We start from the raw sequence: 25,806 nt of genomic DNA on the forward strand, positions 1-25,806 counted from the left end.
AAAAAGCCCTCTCCTACCATGTATCGATTAGAGCGCCTTGATGTTATCGGCGGTTTTCTTATCAATCAGTTTTACAAACGGATCAACTCCCGCAAATTTCGGTAACTCTATTACTTTCAACTCAATCTTATTTTCACCCGATGTGATCGCGTGCTTTTGTAGATATAACAGCGTTTCGTCACTTTGAATGTTGTTAGGATCAGCAGAGAATAAGGCTATATCAATCTCTTGATTAAGCGGGATTTCTTCTTCGTTACCTTCACCATCTGCATGCTTTTTCGCCGCCTCAACCGTTAAGGTCACCGTATGTAGCTCTCCCGCTTGCGTCGCTTCTTGCACTTCAACACCCGCAAGCTTAAGCTCATACAACGTAATCGCATTGAACTGATCTTCGATAAATACTTGTTCTTGCTCTGAAGCACCCGCTTTTAGGTAAGTCAAAAAGTCGAGTGTCGTTGGGTAGATATCTGTTCTAAAACGATAGTCATTTAAGAAGCTTCTTAATGCGCTATTGAGTCGCGTTTCTCCAAGTAAATCGTGCAGCGCTAACATCACGACAGAGCCTTTATTGTAGTGAATATATTGCTGACCAATTGTTCTAGATAACGCCCGCTCTTCATACGGATCAGAACCTCGCCCACTTAAATAGGTGTCGAGTTCATACTTCAAGAATTTACGGAGATTATGCTCGCCGTACTTTTCTTTCATCACCATAATGGCAGAATATTGCGACAACATTTCCGACAGGATATTTGACCCCTCCACATTAGCACCAATCACCTGATGCGCCCACCACTGGTGTGCCAGCTCATGTGACGTCACATAGTAAGGTACATTGATATTGTCAGGGTTACGGGTGTCCGTCAAAAAGCCAATATTTTCCGAGTACGGCACTGTATTGGCAAAGCTTTGCGCAAAGTCTCGGTAACGAGGAAACTCAATAATACGCATTTGCTTATGTTGGTAAGGCCCAAACTCTCGAGTGAAATAATCAATAGAGTCTTTAGTCGACTGCAACATAGTGTCTACGTTCCAAGCATGGTCTTTATGGTAGTACACCTCGAGCGCAATGCCTTTGTACTCTTCTCGTTTCACCTCAAGATCCATCGACAAGATGTTATAGAAGTGCAGCATTGGAGCATCCATTTCATAGACATAGGTCGTGCGGCCATCTTTGCTGTGTTTTGATTGCAAATAGCCTGGCACCATCGCAACTTGCGATTCATCCGTCGTCACCGTTGCGGCAAATGTGACAAAATTTTCCGCAAACAATGGCTCATGATGATAGTGTGTTTCTTCAATCTTATTACCACGTTTTAGTGGTTCAAGGCCGCGCTGACGACGCTCACTTTTGTCTTGAATTTGCTTATAGATGCTATAACCAAATGTCGGGAACAACGTCGCGTTATCGATGAAAGTACCATTATTCACCAAGGTTTCATCATTGCCTCTATCTACAAAACCAAGTGTTTGCCGTACAACTGACATCGTAATTTCACGCTGCTCACCCGGTGTCATTGGTTGTGAAAGCTCAAGCCAAGCATGCTTAAAGGTTTTATCCTCTTCACCAAGCGTAGCGCCAGCCATTTCAACTTGCCACTCTACTGTGTGGTTAGGTTTATTCACCAAGAAGCGAGTAATCTCTTTATCTGAGCGGTTTTCAACCAACAGCTTTACCTGCGCTTCAATACGACGTGTCTTTGGAAATATCTCAGCATTGAGCTGTACATCTAACGTGACTGGTACAGGGTCATCTCGATACTGGGCAAATTGTTGCTCATATTGCTCTGCGATATCTTCAGCTTCATCTTGCGTAATAAACTCATTGACCACTTGCGTGTTGTAGTAAATGTAGCTGCCACTACCCACGAATATTAAAGCACCACAAGCCAATAATGCTTTACCTGCATTACCTAACTGATAGCCCATCAGTGCAATGCGTGCTTTCAGCGTTTGCCCCGCACCACGAGGCCAAAGTGCATAGCTTAGTGTCGCTAACATCATGCTAAAACCAAACCAGTACAAATTGTACCAATGTGCCGCACTGAGGAAATGACCATAACCATTAATATCTGAGTACGGCACTGAGGAAGTTTCACCTAAGTGGTACATATTGTGCTCAAAGCCAAAGTTGCTCAGGACTATCGAAATAATGAAGTAAACGACATATATTCCCATACCCATATATTTGCTTGGACTCATCACCTGTATCAAAAATGCTAAGGTGGTTTGGAAGGCAAAACCTAACACATATAAATATCCCAAGCGCACAACATACTGGGCGAGATCTATCTGTGTCACACCCGACAATAGTTGATAGCTAATGGTGATCAAGCTACCAAATACACATAGCAGCGTCATCACCGCAACTAAGGCTATGTATTTAGAGCCCCAAAATACCCAGTTTGCAACAGGATAAGAGTCAACAATATCTCCCATTCGCGAATCACGGTCATGCCATACCAGCTCAGCGCTGTAATACACCAACACAATGACCAACAATTGCCAGAAGCTGCCGTGGATAAGCTCCACCATTCTAAAGGTCACTGGCCATACTTCTGTGCCATACCAATTAAATGAGCCAACCAATGCAGGTATTAAGGTTGCCACCGCCAAAATTAATAACACTAAGAATGGATAGCTTTTAAGCACTTGCTTTACTTCAAAAGTGGTTCTGGTGCAAAAGTGCACCCAACTACTACCTACGCTCGCTTTAAAATCAAAACGATTCAGCAATGCCGACGCCTGGCTACCATCTTCTTTGGCTTTACTCTTGGTTTTTTGTTTTTGCGGTAAATAATGAGAAGTATTTAAGGCTAAAGCACCTAAACTGAGCAATGCAACTGACATCCAAATTAAGCGGTTATAGAGCAGTTCATCAACCAGGCTTATGACTGACGTATTGCGATCTGCAATGGTCCAATATTCTGATTGCGCCGAAATAGCTGATAGGCCAAACATGTCTACATACGCAGCAATAGTACGGTATTCAATATCTGAAAAAATACTATTTGCCACAAGATAAGTCACAAACAAACCTACAGCAACCAAGTACATTGCTATCATGGTTCTGAATTTTTGCGCCACTAGTGCAAATAGGCTCGCCATAAAAAACAGTGACGGGGCAGCAATGAAAAATAGTGGCGTTAGGTAATAGCTGAGTTTATTAGGCCCGATCAGTTCGGTATCCAGCCAACCGACTAACCCGCCGATACCAGAACCTACCCAGATCCCCACTAAACACATTGAAAATACTAACAAGGTGACAAGATATGCGCCGAAAAATCGACCCAATCGATATTGCGCTAAGTGCAAAGGCTTACTCAAAATAAGCTCACTAAACTTACTTTGATCGTCTCTTATCACCGCACTACCAACAAAGTTAACCACCAAAAAGATGGAAAAAATGGTCATGATGGCAACGGTTTGTAAGATGGCAAAGGGCGAGTTTACATTGACGTTACTGCCACCACCAATCTGTACCGAGTCCGAAACTGAGGCAAAAAAGGTGAGCAAAAATAGAATCAGAGAAGTCACATAAAAGGAAGGCTGACGGACAAAATACCGCAGCTCAAAACGCATCATTTTAAATAGCATCTGCCCACTCCTTACGCTGCTTGATTATTTCGATGAGTATGCAGAGTAGAAAAATAGACGTCCTCTAAATCGGCAGGTACCGCTTCAAAGCCTTCAGGTGCTTGATCTGCAAATACGTTAAGTAAGGTCTGTCCCGCAAATAAACGCTTAGAAATAACCGGTAAGTTTTGCTCTACTTCTTTCGCTTCTGCAAGTGTGACCGACTTACGCCAGATTTTCCCCTGTAGCTGCTCGGTGAGCGCAATTGGATTACCTTCAAGTAAAATTTGTCCGCTCGCCAGTACGGCCATATTCGGACATAGCTCAGATACATCCTCCACGATATGCGTCGATAAGATAACTACTTTACTCTCACCTAAGCCAACGAGTAGGTTGTGGAAACGATTACGTTCTTCTGGATCTAATCCCGCTGTCGGTTCATCCACAATGAGTAAATCAGGATCACCAAGTAATGCCTGGGCAATACCAAAGCGTTGACGCATACCTCCGGAAAATCCGCTTACCGCATTTTTACGGTGATCATATAAGTTAGTTTGTGCGAGCAATCCGTCTACGGCTTCTTTACGCTCTTTTTTATTATTTAACCCTTTTAGGATTGCCATATGATCCAATAAATCATACGCACTAACGCGTTGGTAAACACCAAAATCTTGCGGCAGATAGCCTAGACGTGCGCGGAGTGCCTTGGGCTCTTTTAAGACATTCACACCGTCGAACTGTATGGTGCCAGCATCCGCCGACTGTAATGTAGCAATCGTGCGCATCAACGATGATTTTCCAGCGCCATTGGGTCCGAGTAACCCAAACATTCCCTTTGGAATAGTCAGGTTTACACCTCTCAAAGCATGAACACCATTATCATAGGTTTTTGAAAGTCCTGATATTTCTAGCATTTTTATTTCCTTTCCGGATTTTTATTATTGTCCTTTTTATAACATTTACCTAGGTTAGTGACAATTAACATAAACATATCAATTGCAAATAAAAGTAAACACTGGAACACTAAGAAACGTTCTTAGTTTACAAAACCCAAGGAAAACTAACATGCAAGATCACGCCAACCACCCACTGACGGATTTTATTGAATACCCTCACGAAGAAATGCTAAGTCGTGCGGAAGCATTCTTGGAAAACAGTAAGAGACGTCATAGTATCCGTGCTTTTAGCGACCGTCCAGTACCGCAAGAAATCATTGAAACCTGTATCAAAGCAGCGGGCACAGCCCCCAGTGGTGCAAATCATCAACCATGGCATTTCGTGGCGATTGGCAGCGCAGAAAAGAAAAAACAGATCCGAGCTGCAGCCGAGGATCTCGAGCGCTCGTTTTACCAAGGCCGTGCCGGAGATGAGTGGTTGGACGCGTTAAAACCTTTGGGCACAGATGCACAAAAACCCTACTTAGAACATGCACCTTGGCTTATCGCTATTTTTAGTCAGAAAAAAGGTGGGATCCATGCGGAAGACAAAAATACCAACTACTATGTCCATGAATCGGTTGGGATAGCTACTGGGTTTCTTATCCAAGCCCTGCATAATGCAGGACTTGCCACACTGACCCATACTCCTAAACCTATGAGCTTTTTAAGCGAGTTGTGCGGTAGAGATAAAGATAACGAACGTCCTTATATGTTATTGATTGCGGGTTATCCAAGTGAAGATGCAACTATTCCAGAGCACGCAACAGTGAAAAAATCACTCGCCGAAATCGCTTCGTTTATTTAAAAGTTTGGATCAGCTAACTATCGCTGCACAGCTAGCTGATCGCCTTCGTTTAGGCCACTGATAACAATCGTTTTATTACCAGTCTCTTCGCCCAACCTGAGGTAGCGTTTGTGAAGCTGGCCACTTTCTATTACTTCAACCATCGCCAATTGACCATACTTGCTGATCATATTCGTTGGAATTTGGATAACCGCCTGCTCGCCAAGCACAAGCTCAACCAGCGCGTACATGCCAGGCACCACATTTTGCAGCAAAGGCATATCCAATTTAATAATAAAGCTGCGCGCTTGGCTGTCGGCAATTGGCACCATTTCCGACACACGCGCGGTTTGGCTTATGTCTAGCGCAGGTATGCGCACCTTAATCTCGCTTCCTAACTGAATATGCTTAACTTGGCTCTCGCGAATTGGCGCTTCAATCTGCAATTGTAATGGATTGAATAGCGATATAATGGCGCCACCGGGGCTAACCATGCTGCCTGGCTCTTGTAAGCGCGCTACCACTTTACCCGAAATAGGGGCTGTGATTTGCGTGTAACCCAGCGCGACTTCAGCGCTACGATACGCTTCTTGTAATGCCTTATCTTGCGCTTGTAACTCGTTCACTGTGGCTTGCCACTCATCCACTTGGTTAATCGCGATAAGCCCTTTTTCATTAAGAGATTTATTGCGTACTAATTGCTTAGTCGCTTGCTCTAGCTTGGCTGAATTCGCCGCTTGCTGCGCCGCCACTCTTTGCAGCTCAGCTTTAAGCTCGGCATCATCGAGTGTTGCTATCAGCTGTCCCGCAGTGACTTTATCACCGGCTCTGACGTTAAGCGTTTTAAGCTCCGCCAATAACCGACTGGACACTAACGTATTTTCTTTTGCGACTACGCTCGCAGGCACTTGTTCAATCATCGCAATCAACGACTTTTGCACGGTATAACGTGCGCCTTGATAGGCTGGAAGTTCAGACTTATTGCCCGCAGCTAGCTTATTTTGGAATCCACCTGCAAGCCACACGACCATTAATAATAGGCAAAAAATAGCAAGAACAGGAATAGCGATTTTATTACGAGACATGAGAAGACTCCTGAACTGATGAGGCATTAAGAGATTGATTAGGTGTCGATGAGTCTTTGAATACTAAGTAGTAAACGATAGGCACGACCAACAGTGAAAATAACGTTGAAGCAATGATCCCGAAGATAATAGCGAGGGCGAGGCCACTAAAAACGGGATCTAAGATAATCACCAAGTTGCCTAATAACGTCGTGCCTGCTGTAAGTAATACCGGTCGCATTCTTACACTTCCCGCCGCGATCAATGCGTCGATAAGTGCCATACCAGCCGCACGAGACTGATTAATAAACTCCACCAAAATCAGGGAATTTCTCACCACGATTCCGGCCAGCGCTATCATCCCTATCATCGCGGTCGCTGTAAATAACACAGGCTCTGGCGCACCTGCAACCACACGCTCACCAAATTGATTGAGTAACCAAAAGCCCGGCATAATCCCTATCATAGTGAGGGGAATTGCCGACATAATGATAAGTGATAAGCTACTAGATGCCGTTTGTATCCGCAGGATGATAAATATCGCCACCAGTGCAAATGCAAATGCGATCCCCATATCTCTAAACACATCAATGGTAATACGCCACTCACCTTCACCTTTAAAGGTATAATGAGTTCCCTCTAACATTGACCAAGTGACTCCTCCGCCACTGTGTAAAAAGGTGCGAGATGCCCAATTGCTTGGTGTTATCTGTTGGTTTTCATCCGCAACCACATCGGCAATCACCTCAGCTGGGGTACGGCCATTTAGCTCCGCAAACACATAAATCACTTCTTGTAGGTCTTTTCGAAGGATCACGGGAGCCGTAGGGATAGCTGTTAATTCGCCAAGTTCACCAATCGCTACAAGGGGCCTCGCGGCCTGCTCTAAGCCATATTCTTGAGTGGTTTTAGCCAACTCCTGACGACCACGAACTTGCATCGCCAATACGTTTTGCCATTGATTACGCTGCGCGTAACTCACACCTAACTCGATGGGCACCGTTGCGACTTCACCTTGAGTATATAAAAAGCCTGCTGACATGCCGCGGCTTGCAACCACTAAAGATTGATTAATATCCTCTGTGGCCATACCTGATAACGCAGCCTTTTGTTTATCAACCACAAACCGCTTTAACCATGTTGGCGAAGCCATTGAGGTGTCAACCTCAACCACATGTGGCTCCTGCCTTAAACGATGCGCTAACCTCTGGGCTGCTTGCTCTTGCGTTTCACGAGCAACAAACGGATCTGCATAAACCTCAGCAACGAGTGTACTTAATACCGGAGGTCCCGGTGGCACTTCCACCACTTTTACTTGCGTCAAAGTTTGGTTAAAAGGCTGAAGCTTTTCACGCAGTCGCATGACGATGGCGTGAGATTGATGTTCGCGTTCACGCTTATCCACCAGTAACACCCTAAGTTCGGCAAGATGCGTACCACTACGACGATAATAGCCTCGCACCATACCATTAAAATCCATACTGGAAGGCTTACCGACAAAAGCGGCGATGTCGGTCACTTCAGCTTCTGACCAAACGATTTGCTGTACTTGCCTCGTCATTGCGGCCGTTTGCTCAAGGCTGGTTCCCTCGGGCATATCTATCAGTACTTGGATTTCACTTTTATTGTCAAACGGCAGCAATTTCAGTGGTACGGCCCTAAAAATAGGGAGGCTCACACTTGCAACAAATAACCCTAACACACCCCATAATAACCACTTGGCTTTGCGTGGGTTTTGTAAAATTGGCAGCATGATTTTGCTGTAGTAGGAGTCTTGAGGCGCGACTTCACTTGTTTTTGTATCCGCTTTGAGTAACTTTTTAGACAGCCAAGGCGTCACTAAAAAAGCCACTAACGTCGAGGCAATGACACTAATGGGGACGTTAAATGCCATGGGTGCCATATATGGGCCCATCATGCCAGTAATAAACGCCAATGGAATAAACGCCATAATGATAGTTAACGTTGACATCAAAAGCGCAGATTTGATCTCGACCATAGCAGCGACAATGTTGTGATCTGTGTCAGCTGCCGCGCCGCGATGAATAAAGCGGCTAATATTATCAATCCCAGTGATTGGGTCATCGACCAACAATCCCAGCGACAAAATAAGCGCAAACAAGGTGACCCGATTAATGGTGTAACCAAACGCAAAGTCCAACCCAAGTGTAATGCCATAGCAAATTGGCACTGCAAGACCAACAACGATGGCAGGCCGCCAACCTAAAAATACACCGACAAATATCACAACGGTAAATACCGCAAAGGCCAAGCTAGAGGTAAGATTATTGACTTTGTCATTGGCCGTCTCACCATAGTTTCTTAATACTTTTACCGATACCTCAGCGGGAAGGATCTCCTGTTGTAGCTGGGTTACAAGCGCTAAACTTTGCTCTGCAACCGTTACCGCATTACTTCCCTTTTGCTTCGCCACGCCAATCGTCACTAATGGTGCATCAGCCTGACTGTCGCTGCTTGCTAACCACTGATAGCTATCGGGTTCACTAGGACCATCAATAACCTGAGCAACTTCTTTTAAAACAATGGCACGGCCATTGATTACGTTCACCGTGAGACCTTCAAGTGCCGACTTATTACGAAGAACATCACCAGATTCAAAGGCAATCGTATTACTGCCTGCCGTCACTTGCCCGACACGTGTCACTAGATTACTACTTTGGATAGCACCTAAAACATCCATTGGTGTTGTTTGATGTGCAGCAAGCGCAGCTAAGTTCAACTCAACCCTAAGTGCTCTCGTGCGCCCGGTAATAACTGAAACCTCGCTGGTGTCTGCGATGCTCTGTAACTGGATAGCTAGCTCTTGTGCAAAGCGCGTTAGCGCGTAGTCATCATATAGTTGCGGCTTGGAACTTGTCAGTCCAAGCATAAGAATCGGAACGTCATCGACTTCTATTGGACGGATCTGCCACTGAGTGACAATTCCCGGCATAGTATGCTGATTGGCATACAGCTTAGTGTAGGTGTTGAGAATGGCTTTCTCCCTGTCTTCACCCACATGAAATCTTAAAGTAACAACCGTGCCGCCGGTTTGGGTCGTAGAATAGACGTGTTCAACGCCTGGAATTTGCAGCAGTAACTTTTCAAGTGGAGTGGTGACCAATCGTGCCACTTCTGGTGAGGCAGTATTTGGTACCGACACATGAATATCCAGCATAGGCACCACTATTTGTGGCTCTTCCTCTCGTGGTGTCATTTGCAATGCAAATAATCCAAGTACCACAGCGCACAAGAAGATAATCGTTGGCAAGCTGCCTTGTAGAGCATACCGAATGACACCATCTAACTTTTGCATCTCAGTCGTTCCTAGTTACTCTGCACTTGAGGCGCAGAACAGCTGATATAAACTCTCGAGTAGTACAGCGACTCGGCTATCTTTAACCTGATAATAAATCGTCGCCCCCTCACGCCTAGTTGCTACGATTTCTGCCTTTCTCATGCTGGCTAAATGTTGTGATAAGGCAGACTGCGCCAACGGCACCATTTCATTAAGCTGGCTAACACTGAGCTCTTGCTTTTGCAATGCACACAAAATCATCAAGCGATTTTTATTCGCCATAAGCTTTAACAAGGCTTCTGCCTGTTCGGCATTTTGCGCCATTTGCTGCAGTTCCATGTTGACTCCCAAAAAAATAAATGTGCTTAAAGTATAGACACAAACATTAGCAATGTCTAATATTAGAAATTTCTAATATTAAATGTGACACTCATTATGACCTTACATCCTCGTTAACCTGAGGTTTGGATAAGAAATGGCTAATTCATTATTTTTAGTCAAAAAGGCTTTTCTTCTTGTCTAGCCAGCAAGATTTAGGGAAAACAAGGCGTATTTACGCACCAATAGCGAGCTATTGGAAGTGAATTCAACGCAGTTAGCGCTAAAACTGGCTGCTAGAAAGGCATTAATTATCCGCAGCTCAGGTTATTTAGATTAATCGCTGGTGTTATGTTTGCCATTTCTTTACTGCTCACACATTTTGTCAACCCACATTGGGTTTGGTTTAGTGTGTTTATTTGTGTCAATTTAGTGCAGTCTGCTTTTACTAACTGGTGCCCTATGATCGTTATATTGAAGAAACTTGGCATTCAGGAAAGGTGAGTCATAATGAAACCGATAACCCAATAAGGAGCTATATATGCTGATATCTGCCCAAGATGTATTAAAGACAGTAAAGCCTAATCAACGCTGCATTGACGCGGTACAAGCAAAATCAGAGATTGCACAAAACAATGGTCTGGTTATCGACGTGAGAGAGCCGGCTGAACATAGTCAAAAGGCAGCCAACGGCGCGGTAAATATCCCAAGAGGATTGCTAGAGTTTAAGCTTCCAGAGCTGGAAAAAGACGCAGACAGGCCAATTTATTTACACTGTGCTGCTGGTGGCCGTGCTATTTTTGCCGCAGAGCAACTAACACGTATCGGTTACACCAATGTCAGCGTAATTACCTGCAAAGCTGAAGTGGTGTGTGACACTTTATAAAAAAGGAGTGCTGTGCAGCACTCCTTGCACTTTTCTTATGCGCGGTTTGGAATAATTTTTATTTCTACTCGGCGGTTTTGTGCCTTACCTTGCTCAGTATCGTTGCTCGCGATTGGCTGAGACTCACCCATGCCCTCTGCGTATAATCGCGCAGGAAGTACCTGCTGTGATAATAAATACTGCTTTACGCTATTCGCGCGCTGTTCAGACAAAGTCTGATTGAAGCTCGCTGAACCAGTAGAGTCTGTATGCCCGACAATCGTTAAGAATGTCTTATCGTACTGCTGCATCACGCGCGCGATGCCTTGAAGTGTATTATAAAAACCAGGGCTGATAGCTGACTTACCTGTCGCGAAGGTAATGTTTGATGGCAACACTAAGCGCATTTGATCGCCTTCACGAACCACCTCAACCCCCGTGCCAGCAAGCTCTTGGTTAAAAGCGGCTTCCTGCTTGTCCATATAGTTACCAATTGCGGCACCTGCAATTGCACCAACCGCAGCACCAATGGCAAGACGCTTATCTTTGTGGTTACCAGTAGCCTTACCTAACACCGCACCAGTTGCAGCGCCAATCGCCGCACCTTTACCTGTGTTATTCATTTCACATCCAGACAAAGCAACCACAACGGCTGCACCAATTAACATATTTCTTGCAATCATCTTCCCACCTGAGTTCGTTTCAACTTGATTGTCTATATTGTTGCAATAAACAATTAACTCTGGCTGAAGCCTTGTTGGTTTTTTTAAGGATGAGCAGGGACTAAGTCGCTTATATGCTCAGAAACTGGTGGCAGTTTATATTTTGCAACCACAGCATCTAGCTGCTTTTTCTCAGCCAATTGCTTCATCGTTAAACGAATGGTTTGCGCAAGCTCGGTGCCGCTGAAGCGTTTGCTCATTGCCATATGGCCATAAATCGGCTGAGCGTGGTGATAGGAGACTTTTTTCAACTTTTCAATGGGCTGACCAAGCACTTCCATCGCCACCTCAGCGGTGTCTTCAACTGCGATCACAAGGTCAACACGTCCTTTAAGCAATAAATCAAATGCCACTTGCTCACTAAACACAGGGACTTTATTGAGTTGACGGTCTTCATCAAAGCGAGGGTAAAAAACGCCGCCACGCATCACCGCAATCCGCTTGGTATAAAGATCCGTATATTGCTCCACCCGAATATCGCTGTCTTGCTTAGCATAGAACACAAACGAAGATGTCAGCGCCATGTAGGCGGGTTCGACAAAGTCGATTAACTTTTCTCGTTGAGGCGTACGGATCAAGCCACCCATGATGTCTACCTCACCTTGCGCTATCATCCGCATACAGCGAGAGAAAGGACAGGGAACGGCATTTATTTGATAATCAACACCAGCCTGAGCCTGCACCGTTGCCAATATATCTAAGATTAAACCTTGCACTTCACCATTGTCTTCAATAGTGCTATACGGTGGCGCGTGATCAACAGCGACATTAATTTGCTGAGCAAAACAAGAGAAGTTCGCCAACAAATAAATAAACACGGCGATAAAAAAGTCATTCGCATAATACTTATCCAACTGAGGCGCACTCGTGCCAAAAGTCATAAATATGTCATATAAAATTGTGAAGATATAAGGTTAACAATATCACAAGGTACACTATGTTTCTGAAAATATTTTACCAGTTTTTGTTATTAGGATGTACGAGCTTTGGAGGACCCGCAGCCCACCTTGGGTTCTTTAAAAAACACTTTGTCGATAACTTAAAATGGCTGAGTAACGAGCGCTATGCCAGTATGATCAGTCTGTCACAAATACTGCCAGGACCGGGGTCTAGTCAAGTTGGATTCGCGATTGGTTTAGAAAAAGCTGGAATACTAGGAGGGATCGCCGCCTTCTTAGGGTTTACGCTACCGTCTTTTTTGCTCATGATCATGCTGGCATTAACCGCTGAGCAGCTTTCGGGCACTGCGTTGAATGTCATCGATGGGTTGAAATTGTTTGCTGTTGTCATCGTTGCCGATGCGGTAATGAGTATGGCGAAAAGCTTTTGTAAAACCACAGCACTCAAATTCGTCGCATTTTTCGCCACATTCACGCTGTTGATGCTGCCGAACTTAAGCGCACAATTGGGTGTGCTTATGGTGCTTGTCGTTGCTGGTTACTTTTACTCATTTAGCAATGCGCCAAGTAAACCGAGTCAATCAAAAAGCCAAATCAACTGGTCTGTATTTGCGCTCTTTATTGGCCTATTTGCGTTAACCTTTGCCGCGCTACCAAATCAACTATTTGCCGAGTTTTATCAGGCAGGCGCTTTAGTTTTTGGCGGCGGTCACGTCGTGCTGCCGCTACTACAAACTAGTGTTGAGGGAGTCGCGCAAGAAACCTTCTTAACAGCTTATGCTGCCGCGCAAGCCATTCCAGGGCCGATGTTTACCATCGCAAGCTTTTTAGGCGCCGTTGTCGACAATATCCATCCCATTTTGGGCGCAGCGATTGCAACGCTCGCTATTTTCTTGCCGGGCCTACTGTTAATGTGGGCGTTTAACCAACAGTGGCAATCACTTATTGCATTGCCAAGGTTTGCAAGCATCAGCGCGGCCTTAAATGCCGGTGTTGTGGGAATTTTAGCCGCTGCGTTTTATCAACCAATTTGGCTTTCTGCGGTGCATAGTTTGCTCGATATCATCGCGGTGATATTAGGTTTTGCAGCACTTAAATGGCTAAAGCCCGCGATATGGCAATTGCTTATTGCCTTTATGGTGTTTGGGGTTATCGCTGGAAGTGTGTAGGCCACCTTTCAGTGGCCTGGCTGATTATTCTGAAGTTGCGTCAGGTTTGCTACCGGCGCGTACTTTCACGCGGTGTGCGCCAAAGTAGTCACTCACACTTTGGTATGGACGTAACCCAAATGCTGGCATTACGCTTAGCATGTAGTCCAAAATATCGGCTTGTAGATGCTCATAAAACACCCAGCGTTTATCGCGACTAAAACAATAAAACTCCAGAGGCAAACCATGCTGCGTGGGGGCAAGCTCCCTGACCATACATAAACAATCTTGATTAATGGCATCATGCTGCTTCAAGTAGGCCTCTGCATAGCGTCTAAATAAGCCTAAATTGGTGATATCGCTTGGTACCTCTTCAAGTTTTTCCAGCAGTGGATATTGCTCGGTTAGCGACGCTCGCTTTTGCTCAGCCAACGGCTCAATGCTAGTAAAATCAATATGAATGGCGCGTTTGATGCGACGTCCTGCTGACTCTTGCATTGCACGCCAGTTTTTAAATGAATCAGAGATCAACATATAAGTTGGTATGGTGGTGACGGTGTTATCCCAGTTACGAACCCTAACGGTATTTAAACCCAGATCTATCACCTCGCCGTCTGCACCAAATGCGTCAACTTGGATCCAGTCGCCAGTGGTTACCAGTCGATTAGCTGCTATTTGAATACTCGCAACCAATCCCAAAATCGTATCTTTAAATACCAAAATAATGACTGCCGCAATCGCACCAAAACCGGAAAGAATATAGGTCGGTGATTTATCCACCAAGATACTGACCACCAATATAGAACAAACTATAAATATCAGTAGCTTAATTACTTGAATAATCCCTTGGATCGGCACTTCTTTGGCGAATGGAAAGAGGTTATAAACACCATTACCTAAATTGACTAAACTGCTAAATAAAAACCCAGATGCCACCACCAACATAACGTACACCAGTGTTTCCATCACGATAAACACCCAAGCTGGCGCGACAAATAGACGCTCGTGGTAGGCGGAAAAAACCAGTAAACACAATACAAAGGCAAAGCGGCCGCTAAATTTACTTAACTGAGGGGAAAGGTGACCAATTTTACGCGGTGAAATATGGCGCGCGAGGTTTTCTACATTGGGTAGCACTAAACGGCGGATCACCCAATATAAAAACAATAATCCAACAACCGCGACACCATTGGTAAATAAAGCACTGATCACAGTGCCTTGCGGTAACTCTTTTAACCACGGTTGAACGACATCATGAAGGTGATCAAACTTCATAGCTGTTTTAGCTCCTCATTGAGCGTGTCATTTGGCTCAGTCGAATGCAGCCAATGCGCTTCGAGTTGGCAATCTTTGCGTTGCCAAACTTCATTCATAAAAGATTGAAACTGTACACGATAAGCTTTATCGGCTTGATAGTTACCAAGTGGCACTTTCTCCATCGCAATGTAGTCTATTTTTACATCAATTGCATCCAAGCGTCCAAGCGTAAATGCACGGCAAATATGCTCACCCTCTAACTCATAAGCCAAAGTCGCGTTGAGCATGCCGTCAAGTTGCTCAGATAACACTTCTAGGGCAAACGCTACACCACCCGCCTTTGGTTTGAGCAGATGCTTGAACGGGCTATTTTGATGCGCATGTTTGGCTTTAGTATGACGAGTACCTTCCACAAAATTAATTACCGTTGTGGGATGATCACGAAAATTGCGACAACTGGCTTTGGTACGCTCTACATCCATCCCTTTAAGCTTAGGGTTTTTGGCGATCTGCGCTTTACTCGCACGTTTCATAAATGGCATGCCCATCGCCCATGCACCAGTACCAATGAAAGGCACGTACTTTAATTCATCTTTTAGGAAAAATTTAGGTGCAGGTAGTACCTCCATGGCACTAAGCACAACGATATCAAGCCAGCTAAGATGATTGGAAATTAACAAATACCACCCTTGAGCGTGTAATTCTTTTGGCAAGCTCACTTGTATTTTGTCGCACGCGATGCGCAAACCTAGATAGTTGCCTTTACACCACATACCGTAAAAAAAGTGCAGTGCTGTAGAGATAAACTTAACTGGCACAAGCAGTTTTATGATGCCAAACAATAGCACCAATAAACCACATACAAAGGTATTCACCAGCAGCCACACACTGGCCGATAGCCCGAGAAACCACTTAGGTAGTATTTGTTTTAACATCACAACATCCTTCTACTACTTTTTATCGGCAAGCTCCACAAGTTGTGCATCTTTAGCTTGCCACAAGGCGTTTAATTCGGATTGGAAACGCACTCTAAATTCGGGATCATTCGTGTAGTCGCCGACCAAGTTTGCACTGACCGGCATTACTTCCACCTGAACATCTACTGACTTCACTTTACCAGCGATAAAGTCTGCAAAAGTTGGTACACCACCGGGATAATGAATGGTGACATTCACCACTTTGCTGATTTGCTCACCCATGGCTTGCATCACAAATGCGATGCCTCCCGCTTTTGGTTTAAGCAGATGCGTGAATGGGCTTTTCTGCTTACTATGCTTGGATTCGGTGTAACGCGTACCCTCAACGAAGTTTACAATACTCACTGGCATTGTTTTAAACTTTTCGCATGCTTTTCGCGTCGTTTCTATGTCTTTACCACGCAATTTAGGGTTTTTCTTTAATTGCGACTTGCTGGTTCGCGTCATAAAAGGAAAATCGAGCGCCCACCAAGCAAGACCAAGGACAGGTACGTAAAGCAGCTCTTTTTTCAAAAAGAAATTCAAAAACGGGATTTTGCCATGAAGCACTCGCTGCAACACTAAGATATCCACCCAACTTTGGTGATTGGCGATAACCAAGTACCAGTCTTTGCGTTTTAGCTCATCCAATCCGCTAACATTGAGCGTATACGGCGCAATGAGGTTTTGGCTCACTGAATTACACGCGACCCAGTTACTTGCGCACGCCTTAGCAATATAGCTCATGGCTTTTTGCAATGGCGGGATGGGCAGTAGCTTAATCAAGCCACAAATAAAGATCGGTATAAACCAAAATATAGTGTTAACGGCGTACAGCAAGATGCTGATCACTTTACGAATAAACGACATTCATTCCCTCATCGTGTTTTACGGCAGAGCTGTATCATACCTTGAAAATCACACACAATTAAGCCGACCAGTTGGTCGGCTATAATTTATTCCATTTCACTATTTGAAAATCAATCTTCGAAGTAAGTATAACCTTCAAGTCCAGCGTTTAACTCTTGTAGATACTGAGCTTTAATTGACTCCGGCAACGACAAGGCCGCGACTTGCTGTGCGTAGTTCTCAGATAGCACCACTTTGTCATAATGAACAAAGCGCAGTACATCTTCAACACTGTCGCCCTTGATTGCATTAGTGAGTTTATAACCCTCATCACAAAGCTCCACGTGTACTGAGTCTGTGTCACCAAATAAGTTATGTAAATCACCCAATATTTCTTGATAGGCTCCCACCAAGAACATCGCAACGTGATATTGCTCTCCCGGCACATACTCAGGAATGGGTAAACTTGACTCGATACCCGCGCCCTCAACATAACTGTTGATTTGACCATCAGAATCACAGGTAATGTCCTGAATAATCGCTCTTTGCGTCAACGGCTGATTGAGCTTGTCGATAGGCATCACCGGAAATAGCTGGTCAATACCCCAAACATCCGGCAGTGATTGGAACAACGAGAAGTTCACAAACAGTTTATCAGCCAGCTTTTCATTGAGGTCGTCTAGTACTTCTCGGTGTGCTCTCGCATTCTCATTTAAGCACTCACGCACTTTATGAAGTGTCGTGAAGTAAAGCTGTTCAAGCTGCGCCCACTCTTGCATGCTGATCAAACCATGCACGTATTGGTCGTGTGCATCGCTGAACAAGTGCATAGCGTCATGGTAAGTTTCTAAGGCCATGCGAGGGGTCAGTTGTGACAACGAATGCCATAACTCTTGCAACACCAATGGGCTGGTATCTTGTGGCTGCACCGGTTCAACTTGATTTGGCGCTTTTTCTACGTCAATTACATCCGTGATAAGCATCGCGTGATGGGCAGTTAATGCTCGGCCAGATTCAGTAATAATATCCGGATGCGGAATGCTATTGAGCTCCGCAATATCATGAAAAGCATGCACCACATTTTTCGCGTATTCCGCCACCGTATAATTCATAGAGCATGAACTACGAGAACCTGAGCCTTCATAATCCACTCCTAGGCCACCGCCAACATCAACGATACGCAGCGGAACACCTAGTTGGTATAGCTCAGCATAGTGGCGCGCACACTCTTTAAGCGCACGTTGAATATCACGAATATTGGCAACTTGCGAGCCGATATGGAAGTGTACCAACTGCATTAAGTGCAAACGATTATGCGACTTAAGTAGCTCAACCGCTTGCAGCACTTGGCTAGCAGTAAGACCAAACTTGCCTTTTTCACCACCAGTATTTTGCCACTTGCCCTTACCAACTGAATTAAGACGAATACGAATACCAATCGACGGTTCAATGCCTAAATCGTCGATTTCTTGTAATAAGGTATCTAGTTCAGAGAGCTTTTCAACGACTATGTTTACTTGATGACCCATCGCTTGACCAATACAAGCTAAGCGCAAGAACTCACTGTCTTTGTAGCCGTTACAGACAATGGTAATAGGTTGGTGTGCCACACCCAAAATTGCCATCAACTCAGGCTTAGAACCGGCTTCAAGGCCAACAAGACCGCTTGGATGAGCCAATAACTTACTGACAACCGAGCGCTGCTGATTCACTTTTATTGGGTAAACACAAGTGTACTGGCCTTGGTAATCACGTTGAGTTCGTGCAGCAGTAAAGGCTTGAGTCAAGGTATCGACACGATGTTTTAAAATGTCGGTAAAACGCACCAAAACCGGCAAAGTTAGCCCCTGCGCTTTAAATTGCTCAGTTAACTCTGGAAGAAGAATTGGTGGCTTAGTGCGATCACCATCAGGAAACGCCACTAACTGGCCCTGTTCATTGATATCAAAATAGCCGTCACTCCAGTGAGTAACGTTATAGATAGAACGTGCTGTTTGCAGACCCCAAGTCATTGCTGCTCTCAATTAATTCTTTATAAAGCTTCATTCTAATACGCGAGGCTAGTCAATGCGACCTAAAGTTGCGTTTTCATTAGCTTACAAACCTGAAAAATAGCCCATGCTTGATTAGGACTAATATGAGGCAAAGTACAAAATGTTGACTAAAATTGATTGAGCAAAGGCGCAAGCACTGGCAAAATTGCCTTAATTTTTATCAAGTGTGAACACAATCATGGCAAACTTAGAAGCAAACCGTTGGTTTACAGAAATTAGCGACCGCGATGGCAGCGCTTTTTCACTTAGAGTCAACAAAAAATTAGACGAAATCCAATCACCATTTCAAAAAGTAGAAATGTTTGAAACGACGGATTTTGGTAACCTGATGATCATTGACGGTTGCACTATGGTGAGCACGCGTGAAAACTTTTTCTATCACGAAATGATGAGTCACCCGGCGCTATTCTCGCACCCTGCACCTAAAAATGTTGTGATCATTGGCGGCGGCGACTGTGGCACATTGCGTGAAGTATTAAAGCACCCTGGCGTTGAAAAAGTAACTCAGATTGATATCGACGAAGTTGTGACGCAAATGTCTTTGAAATACTTCCCTGAGCTTTGTGAGTCTAATAACGATCCTCGCGCAACTGTGATGTTTGATGATGGCATCAAATATATGCGTGAAGCCGAAGCAGAGTCTATCGACGTTATCATCGTTGATGGCACCGATCCTGTTGGCCCTGGTGAAGGTTTATTCAACCACGCATTCTACAAGAGCTGCTTAGCAGCGCTTCGCACTGGTGGTATCATGATCCAGCAAAGTGAATCACCTCTGATGCACATGCCGTTGCTACTAGAAATGCGCGATGCAATGTTGGAAGTGGGCTTTGTTGATCTGCAAACCCTGCCTTTCCCACAACCAATCTACCCAAGCGGCCTGTGGTCAGCAACAATGGCGCGTAAAGATCAAAAGTTTGCCGGATTCCGCGAACAAGACGTTGATAACGCAACATTTGATACTGAGTACTACAACACAGGTATTCATAAAGGTGCATTAGCAACACCTAACTTTATGAAGCGTGCTTTCGAAAAGTAGGCCCAGTCAAAATATAAACTCAATTGTTAAAGTGTAGTGGCCTCATATCTGACTCTACAGCCTTGATGATTAGGTTAATATTTCACCTACCCTGAAGTTATGAGCGAACAGCAGACGTTCGCTCTAGCTCATTTTTGGACAAAAAAGTTTTAGGTCGTCGGCTGTATTAGATGACTTTCGGATAAAAATTTCTATGGGCTAACGCTTAGCTAACAGGAAAAATTAAATAAGCTAAGATCGAGCGAAGCGATGAGCTTATTTATTTTGTCCTTTTTGAGTGCATTGTTAGCTTTAATTATTACTTGATACTTTGTTTTTAGATTTAGAAAGCAACCTGAAATTATAGTCTAAAGTCTTGTTGTAATGAACTTTAACGGCTTTAAGTAATTCATCTTTGCTAAGATTATTTATATCTTCAGGCATTTTTAAAGAATAACTTTCACCAAATTTAGGGCCCGCCATACCTAGGTATTTGGCATTTTTAATATCAAACAGATTGAATGAAGACAAACTATATAGGTTAACTTGACCATAATCGGAATACTGATTAGATAACCTGATATCACACTCTATTGGTTCATTTATAAAGCGAACAAAAATATACTCAACTCCATAGGTTTCACCTAACTTCTCAAGGTAGCTTGCACCAAAAACATTTAGAGTTGGTTCACCACTCCAGGAATTAAAAGTCATTAGTTCTGAGTGTGAAACAGCCTTTTCAACAGGAATTATTATTGGAGTATTGTCAGATTCGGTAATTGCTTGACTTATAGCATTGATAGTTATGCTCTCTAAGTTAGAATCAATAGTATAACGACTACTTTCATTGTTAAAAACTGTCGCACCGTAATACTCTTGACATAGAGTATAGGGAGCGTTGTATTTAATGTGGATACCTATTTTTTTGCTAGAAATCGGTTTTTTTAATGATGTAGTACTACATCCGCTTAACAAAACAGAGATAAGTAATATAAAAGCCTTTAATTTCATTTTTATTTCCAAAATTTCCGTAAAGCTGACGCCTAAATAAGCGACGTAGAAAGGTTAGCAAAGAATGAGCGCAAACCTGCTATTTTGCGTCCTTTATTAAAGTGTTTGTTAGATGACCTTATTAGTATTGATTAGAATTCAACTCTAATTCCATACTTCTCTTCACAAGACTCAATGATTTCAACCAGGCCTCGCATGCCAGATATAACTGTTTCTGAAGACCTAGGGGGGCCATTTTTTAGCATTTCTTCCATGTTTTCCATTGCTGAATTTACTAGTTTGGCGTATCCACTTAGTGCATTACTAAATTCTGAATACTTCGCAGGCATCCATTTCTCTTGAGCTATTTTTGCGGTGCATTTACATAACTTTTCTAGCTTTCCATATTCATCTACATTGGTAGGTGCAATTAAGAACTGCAGGTTCTGTGAAACATTTTCTAACTCAGTCAAGTTAACTTCCTTAGCTTTCAAAGTTGGGGACAACAGCATAATAATTATTAACGTAATCGTTTTCATTGATATCTCATGTTCACCTAATGCTTGCCGTAAACGTCACAAAATAGCAGGCTAAAACTTGCGACGAAGGAGCACAGCCTGCGGTTTTGTACCCTTAGTTTAACGGCCTTGTTAGCAGCATATTTACTGCTACTAAAATTTATTATTTTTTAATTCTTTTAACTTCATTGAACCGGAATTTAACCCAATTAAATTACCCGCCTCTTTTTCTTTCATCCCCTGTAACCAAGTTCCGATAAGCTTCCTTGTCACTTTTGGGTCATCATGTCCTATGCCAAGTGCAAAAGAAAATACCCATTCAATATACCCAGCGCCAGAAGTAAACTTTTGTTTAGCAGTAAAATGATAAACCCCTTTAGTGTGGGTTATTTTTTCACAAGGAAATTGAAGCACTTCAGACTTATCAAGTCGCTGCATTGTAACTGAGCAAGATTTTGAGGCTACCTCAATTGTCATTTTACCCTGATGAATATGGGAACCAGAATAAAACCCCTCCCAAGAACCAGATAAGTCAAAGCTACTATTAGCCAAGCTGTCAAAAGAAGTTAGAAAAAATATTACAATTAAAAAAGTCTTCATAACCCAAGTGTTGCTAACGCTGTTGTCTGAGGAATCCCCAGATAATCATATTTAAAGTCAATGTGATGGACACGCACGGCATCGTTTTTTCTAATTTATTTCGCCAAAAACCAAATAGATAACAACACCATGCGTGATATCACTATCCTACACGATATGCTCAGAAAAAACTTCCCCCAAATTCATGCGCGGCGCCTTGATTCATTAATGCTAGCAACTGAGACTTTGCTCGATAGCAATCAACTCTCACTTACAGAGCTGGGTCGGAATATGAAGGGCCCTGTCGCTGCAAAACACAACATTAAACGTATGGACCGACTGCTTGGCAACACTGCCATGCATAACGACCGACTTGCTATTTACCGCTTTCATGCTCGCCTGACGTGTGGCGCTAATCCTATGCCTATCTTGCTGGTCGACTGGGCCGATGTGCGCGAGCAACTGCGGTTGATGACTTTACGTGCTTCCGTCAGCATTCAGGGACGCTCAATGATAGTGTATGAGCGCACCTTCACATTTGCTCAATACAACTCACCTAAGTCCCATCAGCTGTTCCTGGATGAACTTGCCAGCATCCTGCCTGATAAATGTATTCCACTCATCGTGACAGATGCTGGCTATCGAAATACCTGGTTTCGACAGGTCGATAAAAAAGGCTGGTTCTGGCTCGGGCGGGTGCGTGGTAAAGTCACTTATCAGCATAAGAACAGCGAAGATTGGCATGTAAATCAGGCCCTTTGCCCATCAGCAACTCCCCGTGGACGTTATATTGGAGAAGTAAAACATAAATCGCTGAGAAACATAAATCGCTGACACCCACCACTATTTTGCACCTTCCTAAGATACCGCCTAAGCTATAATTCTGCACTCAAAGGATTGAGGAAACCAAGCTATGGCTACTGCCCGTAAAAAGCAAATCAGTTTAACCGACACCAAATACTATCACTGCATCTCCCGTTGCGTAAGACGTGCCTTTCTATGCGGTGAAGATAAATTTACTGGCAAATCATACGAACACCGCCGGAATTGGGTTGAAGAAAAGCTCCTGATGTTGGGGGATGTGTTTTGTATTGATGTCTGTGCTTATGCCGTGATGAGTAATCATACTCACATTGTTTTATATATTGATGATAAAAAGTCTAAGCGTCTGTCGGATAAAGCGACTGTGATACGATGGCACAAGTTGTTTAAAGGCAATTGGATAAGCCAAAAGTTTATTGAAGATGAGCCACTGAGTGAGTCGGAGCAATTGATACTCGATGAGCTGGTTGATAAGTACAGAGAAAGACTCGCAGATATTAGCTGGTTTATGCGAGTGCTTAATGAAGACATCGCCCGCCGAGCAAATAAAGAAGATAATTGTACAGGTCGGTTTTGGGAAGGACGATTTAAGTCCCAAGCATTACTGGATGAGGCTGCACTGGCTGCTTGTCTCGCTTACGTAGACCTAAACCCAATTAGAGCCAGCATCGCCGCAACGCCTGAAACCTCAGACTACACCAGCATCAAAAAACGAATCGACCATGCGAAATTAGGTAAACAACCAAAAAGTCTATTACGCTTCGCTGGCAGCCCACGAAAACATATGCCAAAAGGCCTGCCTTTTGAGCTCAAATCCTATATTGAATTAGTTGAGCTCACGGGCCAATATATTCGAGTCGATAAACGCGGGTATATCAATGAAGCACAACCGATTCTTACTCGACTCAATATAGAGCCTGAAAACTGGATAAAACTCACTACGCAGTTTTCTCGGGTATTTCACGGTGCCGTTGGTCGAGAACGAACAATAACCGCTTACTGCGAAACACTGCAAAAACGACGACGGACAAACCTAACAAACTGCGAGCGCTTGTTGGCTTAGCAAAACTCAAATTCTCAACGCTAGAATTTCTTACTGTTGTATTTGCAGCGCGTTGTTGTGCGCGATAACCCAGCTTTAGTGTAGAGATACGCTTGAGTGCTAAAAATCAACTTATCTAGGAACGTTTTTGTTCCCTGTTCTTTAAGTATTTCCGTACTTTTAAATCTTACTTGCCAGCATAGATACAAATAATGGTGGGTGTCATTGATTCCTTCTAATGGTGGGTGTCATTGATTCCTTCAGCATAGATACAAATAATGGTGGGTGTCATTGATTCCTTCTAATGGTGGGTGTCATTGATTCCTTCTTGACCAGATAACGTTCATATGTGTTATAACCCCCATACCTGAGATGCTGAAAGAGCAATAGACAAAACCATAACGACAAAGGACAAGGAATTATAAAGTTTCCAGTGACCCTTTTGTTTTTTTGAAACTTTATAAAAAGTGAAAATCAAGCTTACAATAGAACCAAGCACCAAAAATGCTAATTTTTGCATCATGGGTGACCATGTAACATTTCCAGCACTTATATGATGATTGAAGAAAGCAGTAAACCACAGTAATAAGAGTGCATTGAATAGAATATAGAATTCTTTAAAACCAAACTTACTTTGAGAAGCGCCGCAGAATGGGCAAAAATAGGCTGTTGATTTACCAGCACTCACCATTTTAGGTAAAATTTTGCTTTTACACTTTTTACAAGTAGTCATAGAACACTCTAACGTCTTCGGGGTTACAACCCCCGTATAATGGGCGGATTAAGCTTGGCTAAAATTAGCGAAGAATGAGCGCAGCCAAGCTTTAGACGTCCATTCATTAATGCGTCTGTTATATGGCTATTTGCTATCTAGCCAACATTTAGAAAATATTATGTCATTAGAGTTGGAAACAATAAGCTTGTGAACATAACCCAAACCATGAACAGGGGCAAGGCCTTTACCAATCATATACACAGTATTAGATGAGGCAATTAGTTTTTCATTAATACTTACCGATGCTTCATTGTTTAACAATAAGCCTTCGAATAACCCGTGGTAACCCGCCATAACATGAATTGCTTTATTTAACTCTTGCCCTTGCAATCTTTTTGTCGTGATCCAAAGGTTTGAATGATCCACAAGTTTGTTTTTCGGTAATTCAGACAAGCTATTAATTATGTATTCTTTGGCGCTTTTCAAATAAGGTTTATGAGTTTCCATATTACCTTCAGCAAAATTTATCGCTTTTGAAACAGAGACAATAACTTTTGAGTTGTTAGTTTTATAGAAAATTGCAGGTAGCTCATAAGATACGGGATGGCTTAAATCGGATTTCCATTTGACAGGGTACTGATTTAACTCGCAAGGGTCAGAGTCGGCATAAACTAAGCTAGAAGCTAAAAATACCATCAAAACTAAAAATTTACGCATACTTTCCTTAGCCATATAACGCTTTAAACAGTGGAAAATGCGAGCGCAGCGAGCGATTTTCCGATGATTTAATTTGTTAGGTTTATCTAGCAACAATATCAACTTGATATACCCTGTTAAACTCATTTATAGCGCCACTACCAATATTACTTTCACTGTCTGAGCAAAAGTTACTATTGGTGCATTCTATTCTTGTAACGGGGCCTATATCTTGCCCCCCTCTAAATGAAAAGATACTTGTACAAGATGTTGGTTCTTTGCCAGCTGAATTTACACACAAAAAAGCCATTACTGGTTTCCAATTACAAGGTGTGTTCGGTTCTAATTCTTGTAAAGGCAATCTAACCGAATATGCAGATCCTTTTATGTCAGGGTAGTAGTCAAATTCGAACTGCTGAGCAATACGTTTTCCTAATGCCAGATGGTACGTTGTACACTGATTTAGCTCAGTGGTTGTTCGATATTCCACCTTAAATTTGTATGAAAAGCTTCTGTCGATACCACCTGTTATATCAATAAAATTTTCGTCCGGAGCACTCGATTCAACAAAACCGCCTAGTGACGAGCAACCTACCAAAAGAAGTGTAATTATCGCTAATTTTAGAATGTGGCGCATAGTAAACCTAACGCCGCAAATAAACGGCGAAAAATAGCAGGCTAAACTAAGCGAAGATTGA

The 25,806-nt window shown here is 43.3% G+C and carries 23 protein-coding genes and 1 pseudogene; 7 read left to right on the plus strand and 17 right to left on the minus strand.

All coding sequences use genetic code 11. The features are described 5' to 3' along the window. Window positions 1–27 precede the first annotated feature (27 nt). Window positions 28–3,597, minus strand: coding sequence for a M1 family aminopeptidase (locus tag EXT48_RS16840; RefSeq protein WP_130165094.1), 3,570 nt, complete (start codon window positions 3,595–3,597; stop codon window positions 28–30). Window positions 3,598–3,608: 11 nt separating this feature from the next. Continuing rightward, on the minus strand, window positions 3,609–4,490 hold the full coding sequence (locus tag EXT48_RS16845) for an ABC transporter ATP-binding protein (RefSeq protein WP_010378221.1): 882 nt from the start codon (window positions 4,488–4,490) through the stop codon (window positions 3,609–3,611). Window positions 4,491–4,641: 151 nt separating this feature from the next. On the opposite strand from EXT48_RS16845, the gene EXT48_RS16850 reads away from it, so the two are divergent. Then, window positions 4,642–5,319, plus strand: a complete 678-nt coding sequence (locus EXT48_RS16850) for a nitroreductase family protein (protein ID WP_017218372.1) — start codon at window positions 4,642–4,644, stop codon at window positions 5,317–5,319. A gap of 17 nt (window positions 5,320–5,336) precedes the next feature. Here EXT48_RS16850 and EXT48_RS16855 read toward each other — a convergent pair whose 3' ends face one another. The 3 genes from EXT48_RS16855 to EXT48_RS16865 are packed head-to-tail and all read right to left on the minus strand — an operon-like array spanning window position 5,337 to window position 9,999. Beyond that, on the minus strand, window positions 5,337–6,383 hold the full coding sequence (locus EXT48_RS16855; protein ID WP_130165095.1) for an efflux RND transporter periplasmic adaptor subunit: 1,047 nt from the start codon (window positions 6,381–6,383) through the stop codon (window positions 5,337–5,339). After that, window positions 6,373–9,678 carry an efflux RND transporter permease subunit gene (locus EXT48_RS16860; protein WP_130165096.1) on the minus strand — a complete coding sequence of 1,102 codons (3,306 nt, stop codon included), beginning with the start codon at window positions 9,676–9,678 and terminating at the stop codon, window positions 6,373–6,375. The genes EXT48_RS16855 and EXT48_RS16860 overlap by 11 nt, the downstream gene beginning before the upstream one ends. A gap of 15 nt (window positions 9,679–9,693) precedes the next feature. Beyond that, window positions 9,694–9,999, minus strand: coding sequence for a helix-turn-helix transcriptional regulator (locus tag EXT48_RS16865; protein ID WP_130165097.1), 306 nt, complete (start codon window positions 9,997–9,999; stop codon window positions 9,694–9,696). 330 nt (window positions 10,000–10,329) lie between these two features. Between EXT48_RS16865 and EXT48_RS16870 the strand changes: the two genes are divergently transcribed. Then, window positions 10,330–10,482, plus strand: coding sequence for a DUF2892 domain-containing protein (locus EXT48_RS16870; RefSeq protein WP_083229929.1), 153 nt, complete (start codon window positions 10,330–10,332; stop codon window positions 10,480–10,482). Between the two features lie 37 nt (window positions 10,483–10,519). Then, window positions 10,520–10,864: a rhodanese-like domain-containing protein gene (locus EXT48_RS16875; RefSeq protein ID WP_010378206.1), complete on the plus strand. Its 345-nt coding sequence runs from the start codon at window positions 10,520–10,522 to the stop codon at window positions 10,862–10,864. A 35-nt stretch (window positions 10,865–10,899) separates the two neighbouring features. Here EXT48_RS16875 and EXT48_RS16880 read toward each other — a convergent pair whose 3' ends face one another. Both EXT48_RS16880 and EXT48_RS16885 read right to left on the minus strand, forming a co-directional pair. Beyond that, window positions 10,900–11,526, minus strand: coding sequence for an OmpA family protein (locus EXT48_RS16880; RefSeq protein ID WP_039493461.1), 627 nt, complete (start codon window positions 11,524–11,526; stop codon window positions 10,900–10,902). An 83-nt stretch (window positions 11,527–11,609) separates the two neighbouring features. Continuing rightward, window positions 11,610–12,446 (minus strand): ABC transporter substrate-binding protein, encoded by an 837-nt coding sequence (locus EXT48_RS16885; RefSeq protein WP_239360328.1) that lies wholly within the window; start codon window positions 12,444–12,446, stop codon window positions 11,610–11,612. A gap of 56 nt (window positions 12,447–12,502) precedes the next feature. On the opposite strand from EXT48_RS16885, the gene chrA reads away from it, so the two are divergent. Then, a complete protein-coding gene (gene chrA / locus EXT48_RS16890) occupies window positions 12,503–13,633 on the plus strand; it encodes a chromate efflux transporter (RefSeq protein WP_130165098.1) in 1,131 nt (376 codons plus the stop codon). 24 nt (window positions 13,634–13,657) lie between these two features. On the opposite strand, the gene EXT48_RS16895 is transcribed toward chrA, so the two are convergent. The 4 genes from EXT48_RS16895 to speA form a co-directional block, all read right to left on the minus strand. Further along, the gene (locus EXT48_RS16895; RefSeq protein WP_130165099.1) at window positions 13,658–14,887 is read right to left on the minus strand and encodes a mechanosensitive ion channel family protein; all 1,230 of its coding nucleotides are present in this window, start codon (window positions 14,885–14,887) and stop codon (window positions 13,658–13,660) included. Continuing rightward, complete coding sequence (locus EXT48_RS16900) at window positions 14,884–15,804, minus strand: acetyltransferase (RefSeq protein ID WP_017218365.1); 921 nt, start codon at window positions 15,802–15,804, stop codon at window positions 14,884–14,886. Before EXT48_RS16900 ends, EXT48_RS16895 begins: the two co-directional genes overlap by 4 nt. A 15-nt stretch (window positions 15,805–15,819) precedes the next feature. Further along, window positions 15,820–16,695 carry an acyltransferase gene (locus tag EXT48_RS16905; protein WP_010378193.1) on the minus strand — a complete coding sequence of 292 codons (876 nt, stop codon included), beginning with the start codon at window positions 16,693–16,695 and terminating at the stop codon, window positions 15,820–15,822. A 110-nt stretch (window positions 16,696–16,805) separates the two neighbouring features. After that, a complete protein-coding gene (gene speA / locus EXT48_RS16910; protein ID WP_130165100.1) occupies window positions 16,806–18,686 on the minus strand; it encodes a biosynthetic arginine decarboxylase in 1,881 nt (626 codons plus the stop codon). A gap of 220 nt (window positions 18,687–18,906) precedes the next feature. On the opposite strand from speA, the gene speE reads away from it, so the two are divergent. Then, window positions 18,907–19,767 carry a polyamine aminopropyltransferase gene (gene speE, locus EXT48_RS16915; RefSeq protein WP_010378188.1) on the plus strand — a complete coding sequence of 287 codons (861 nt, stop codon included), beginning with the start codon at window positions 18,907–18,909 and terminating at the stop codon, window positions 19,765–19,767. A gap of 291 nt (window positions 19,768–20,058) precedes the next feature. Here the strand turns inward: speE and EXT48_RS16920 are convergent, their stop codons facing one another. From EXT48_RS16920 to EXT48_RS16930, 3 genes are all read right to left on the minus strand, one after another. Then, a complete protein-coding gene (locus tag EXT48_RS16920) occupies window positions 20,059–20,757 on the minus strand; it encodes a hypothetical protein (protein WP_130165101.1) in 699 nt (232 codons plus the stop codon). Window positions 20,758–20,888: 131 nt separating this feature from the next. Then, complete coding sequence (locus tag EXT48_RS16925) at window positions 20,889–21,275, minus strand: hypothetical protein (protein ID WP_130165102.1); 387 nt, start codon at window positions 21,273–21,275, stop codon at window positions 20,889–20,891. A 132-nt stretch (window positions 21,276–21,407) separates the two neighbouring features. Further along, a complete protein-coding gene (locus EXT48_RS16930) occupies window positions 21,408–21,854 on the minus strand; it encodes a hypothetical protein (protein WP_130165103.1) in 447 nt (148 codons plus the stop codon). A 129-nt stretch (window positions 21,855–21,983) separates the two neighbouring features. On the opposite strand from EXT48_RS16930, the pseudogene EXT48_RS16935 reads away from it, so the two are divergent. Continuing rightward, a pseudogene (locus EXT48_RS16935) lies at window positions 21,984–22,646 on the plus strand (IS4 family transposase); the annotation flags it as partial. Between the two features lie 100 nt (window positions 22,647–22,746). Continuing rightward, window positions 22,747–23,718: a transposase gene (locus tag EXT48_RS16940; RefSeq protein WP_130165105.1), complete on the plus strand. Its 972-nt coding sequence runs from the start codon at window positions 22,747–22,749 to the stop codon at window positions 23,716–23,718. Window positions 23,719–24,049: 331 nt separating this feature from the next. Here EXT48_RS16940 and EXT48_RS16945 read toward each other — a convergent pair whose 3' ends face one another. The 3 genes from EXT48_RS16945 to EXT48_RS16955 form a co-directional block, all read right to left on the minus strand. Continuing rightward, on the minus strand, window positions 24,050–24,430 hold the full coding sequence (locus EXT48_RS16945) for a hypothetical protein (protein WP_130165106.1): 381 nt from the start codon (window positions 24,428–24,430) through the stop codon (window positions 24,050–24,052). A gap of 126 nt (window positions 24,431–24,556) precedes the next feature. Then, entirely contained in the window at window positions 24,557–25,129 is a 573-nt protein-coding gene (locus tag EXT48_RS16950; protein WP_130165107.1) for a hypothetical protein, read from the minus strand. Window positions 25,130–25,211: 82 nt separating this feature from the next. Beyond that, window positions 25,212–25,745, minus strand: a complete 534-nt coding sequence (locus tag EXT48_RS16955) for a hypothetical protein (protein WP_130165108.1) — start codon at window positions 25,743–25,745, stop codon at window positions 25,212–25,214. Window positions 25,746–25,806 lie beyond the last annotated feature (61 nt).

Origin of the sequence: Pseudoalteromonas sp. CO348, from assembly GCF_004208845.1 — a bacterium.
Taxonomy (GTDB): domain Bacteria; phylum Pseudomonadota; class Gammaproteobacteria; order Enterobacterales; family Alteromonadaceae; genus Pseudoalteromonas; species Pseudoalteromonas maricaloris.